General features: G+C 58.3%; 3 protein-coding genes and 1 pseudogene. 1 reads left to right on the forward strand and 3 read right to left on the reverse strand.

The window, feature by feature from the left end:
• The 3 genes and pseudogenes from NW837_RS01080 to crtE all read right to left on the reverse strand — a co-directional run.
• Positions 1–208: pseudogene (locus NW837_RS01080) on the reverse strand (hypothetical protein); the annotation flags it as partial.
• A 43-nt stretch (positions 209–251) separates the two neighbouring features.
• Positions 252–734 carry a divergent PAP2 family protein gene (locus tag NW837_RS01085; protein WP_414328881.1) on the reverse strand — a complete coding sequence of 161 codons (483 nt, stop codon included), beginning with the start codon at positions 732–734 and terminating at the stop codon, positions 252–254.
• A gap of 50 nt (positions 735–784) precedes the next feature.
• Complete coding sequence (crtE, locus tag NW837_RS01090; protein ID WP_414328882.1) at positions 785–1678, reverse strand: geranylgeranyl diphosphate synthase CrtE; 894 nt, start codon at positions 1676–1678, stop codon at positions 785–787.
• A 243-nt stretch (positions 1679–1921) separates the two neighbouring features.
• On the opposite strand from crtE, the gene hemE reads away from it, so the two are divergent.
• Positions 1922–3022, forward strand: a complete 1101-nt coding sequence (hemE, locus tag NW837_RS01095) for a uroporphyrinogen decarboxylase (protein WP_414328883.1) — start codon at positions 1922–1924, stop codon at positions 3020–3022.
• The last annotated feature ends 52 nt before the right edge of the window (positions 3023–3074 follow it).

Here is a 3074-nt window from a genome sequence, read left to right on the forward strand (position 1 = left end):
CCTTGAAGCGTTGACCTTGGGATCCGATCCCGTTTACCTGAGCTGCGATTTTCTGGCCCAGGGATCCACCTTTTTGAGGGGTTTGCGCTGCCGGAGCCGCCCGCCAACCGCAGTGGTCGCAGTAGGGAGACTTGAACCGGTAGGCTGGGATCGGCTTGCCACAGGAAGGGCAACGTTGGATCGGACGAGGTTGAGAACTGGAAGCCATGACCACCCCGCGGTACTTCTGCCTTAGCATGCCCCAATGGCTCTCAGTTTACTCCCAGGGCAAACGACAATGTAATACAGGCTGCCCCCAAAGCCGCGCCGGCCATGACCTGAACGGGAGTGTGCCCCAGCAATTCTTTCAGGTAGGGTTCTGGAAAACGGTCGGCGCCCTTTTCTTCAAACCATTCTTCCAGGAGGCGATTCAGCACCCGCGCCTGTTTTCCAGCGGCTTGGCGGATCCCCGCGGCATCGTACATCACCACCAAAGCAAAAACCACCGTCGCGGCAAACAGCAGGCTGTCCCAGCCTTCCTGCATCCCCACCCCAATGGACAAAGCCGTCACCAACGCTGCGTGGGAGCTGGGCATTCCCCCGGTTTCCACCAAGACTCGCAGGTTAACCTTGCCTGACCGCACATAGGAAAGGATCAGCTTGATGGCTTGGGCCAACACACTGGCCAGCAAAGCAACCCAGAGGACATGATTGGCCATCAACTGTTGCAGCATACGGCTCTCCAGCACAGACATGCGAGCAGGGTCTCCAGGGATCCCATCTGATCTTGTCCCCTTGTCCTGTCCTAATGCTGACGGCGAGTGATGAAATCTGCCAGGGCCAACAGCGGCTCTGCCCGCGATCCATAGGGGCGCAACGCTTCCTTGGCCGATTGAATCAGCTCCTCGGCTTTTTGCCGGGAGGCCTCTAGGCCCAACAAGCTGGGATAGGTGGCTTTGGCGGCAGCTTGATCCTTTCCTGCCGTTTTGCCCAGTTGCTCGCTGGTGGCGGTGATGTCCAAAATGTCGTCCACAATCTGAAAGGCCAAGCCAATATCGCGGGCGTAGCGGCTCAGGCGGTCCAGCAGCTCCTCATCTCCCCCCGCCAGGATCCCTCCCGAAACCACCGAGACTTCCAATAGAGCGCCGGTTTTGTGGCTGTGAATGTACTCCAGAGTTTCCAGGGAAATGGCTTTGCCCTCCGACTCCAGATCCACCACCTGTCCCCCCACCAAACCGGTTGCCGCCACAGCATGGCCAATGCGGGCGATCACCTGTAACACCAACTGCGGCGGTACCCCCTGAGTTTGGCTGGCAATGTGCTCAAAGGCAAAAGCCAGCAGGGCATCTCCTGCCAAGATGGCAATGTCTTCGCCGAACACCTTGTGGTTGGTGGGTTTGCCGCGGCGAAAGTCGTCATTGTCCATGGCCGGCAGATCGTCATGGATCAGCGACATGGTGTGGATCATTTCCAGGGCACAGGCGGTAGGCAGAGCCTGCTCCACAGTGCCGCCGGCCAACTCGCAAGCAGCCAGACAGAGGATGGGCCTGAGGCGCTTCCCCCCTGCCAATAGGCTGTAGCGCATCGCCTCGTAAATGCGCTCCGGATAGGCGGGAACCAAAGCTGCAGAGAGAGCTTCTTCCACCTGTTGCTGACGCTGGCTCAGGTAGGCTTTCAGGTTAAAGGTTTGGGCAACCAAGTGGGGTTTCCTCTCAACTCGGCAATGGGGGGATCCTTGTCGAGCCGTTCTTCAACAGACTTGTCAGGTGTCATTATCTCATGTCCACTTTAATTGGGGATCCCAGCCCAGAGGCCAAAAGGGTAAGAAGTAACAGCAAGTTGCAGCCGATGAAGAAACTGCAGGGATCCTGAGCCGCCAACTTGCGGTTGCTGTCGCCACAATGTCAGGATTCATAAGGATCTTTAGCCGGATTGCCCTCCTATGTCCCACTCGCCTGTTCAGCTCAGCGCCACCTCCTCCACCGCCAGCGGTGCGGAGCACTTGGGTGACCGTTTGCTGCGGGCGGCCCGAGGGGAAGTGCTGGATCGCCCTCCAGTTTGGATGATGCGCCAGGCGGGTCGCTACATGGCGGCCTACCGCGAGCTGCAAAGCAAGTACACCTTTAAGCAGCGTTGCGAGATCCCGGAGCTGGCCATCGAGATCTCGTTGCAACCGTTTCGGGCCTTTGCCCCTGATGGGGTGATCCTGTTCAGCGATATCCTCACCCCCCTTGAGGGCATGGGCATCCCCTTTGAGCTGGTGGAGCATCAGGGGCCAATCATCGACCCGCCGATTCGTTCCCAAGCCCAAATTGAACGCATCCGCCTCCTGGAACCGGAAGAAAGTCTGCCCTTTATCAAGACCATTCTCAGCACCCTGCGCCGCGAGGTGGAAGGAAAAGCGACGCTGCTGGGATTTGTCGGCTCCCCCTGGACTCTGGCCTGCTATGCCGTGGAAGGGCGCAGCTCCAAAGATTATGCCCACATCAAAAGCTTGGCCTTTACACAGCCGCAATTGCTGCATCAGTTGCTGAGCAAGCTGGCCGACAGCATTGCCCGCTACGTGATCTACCAGATCGAGGGCGGTGCCCAGGTGGTGCAGTTGTTCGATACTTGGGCCGGACAGCTCAGCCCAGCCGATTACGAGTGTTGGGCCTTGCCCTACCAAAAGCAAATTGTGGATCAGGTGAAAGCTCGGTATCCGCAGGTGCCGCTGATCCTCTACATCAACGGCAGCGCCGCTTTGCTGGAGCGGGTGGGCAAAGCCGGCATCGACGTGTTCAGCCTCGATTGGATGAGCGATATGGCAGAGGCCAGGGCCCGCCTGGGATCCCTAGCGGTGCAGGGCAATCTGGATCCAATGGTGTTGCTGGGATCGCCAGAGTTCATCCGGCAGCGCACCCTAGAGGTGATTCGAAAAGCCGGATCCCGTGGACACATCATGAACTTGGGCCATGGCATCCACCCAAGCACTCCAGAGGCCAATGTCCATCACTTTTTCGAGACGGTGCGCCAGTCGGCAGAGCTGATACATTTACGCTGAACACTGCTGAACATCACTGTTCAACTATGCAGCGATAGCATTCTGTTTGTTT

This window comes from Synechococcus sp. R6-10, from assembly GCF_047461815.1.
In the GTDB taxonomy this organism is placed as follows: domain Bacteria; phylum Cyanobacteriota; class Cyanobacteriia; order Thermostichales; family Thermostichaceae; genus Thermostichus.

What these genes read in the sequence shown, in the direction of transcription:
- NW837_RS01085 (WP_414328881.1), bottom strand. Translation starts at nt 734, where the DNA reads ATGTCTGTGCTGGAGAGCCGTATGCTGCAACAGTTGATGGCCAATCAT.
- hemE (WP_414328883.1), top strand. Translation starts at nt 1,922, where the DNA reads ATGTCCCACTCGCCTGTTCAGCTCAGCGCCACCTCCTCCACCGCCAGC.